The 213-nt window shown below is 62.0% G+C and carries 1 protein-coding gene; it reads right to left on the bottom strand.

The genetic code is table 11. The features are described from left to right. Positions 1 to 213, bottom strand: a 213-nt coding sequence (locus tag OC610_RS29465) for a hypothetical protein (protein ID WP_264433419.1), incomplete at both ends; no start/stop codon positions are given.

The raw sequence follows: 213 nt of genomic DNA, 5'->3' as shown, positions 1-213 counted from the left end.
GTTGTCGCTGGCGCTTCGGTTTTCGAGATCCTTGCCCAACAGCGTCAACAACGGTCCGAAGGTGGCGTCCAGCGGCCCACCGGGCAGATCCACGAATTGATCGATCACCGGCGCCTTGTCCGGCCCGATCAGCTTGTGTGCGGACTTCATCAGCGAGTCGCTCAAGGCCTGACCGCGAGTGCCGGCCTGCCCCTGGTAAACCAGGGTATTGAT

It is taken from the genome of Pseudomonas agronomica (assembly GCF_025917275.1).
Lineage (GTDB): Bacteria > Pseudomonadota > Gammaproteobacteria > Pseudomonadales > Pseudomonadaceae > Aquipseudomonas > Aquipseudomonas agronomica.
Note: the sequence above shows the minus strand (reverse complement) of the source record. Positions and strands in the feature narration are given on the sequence as shown.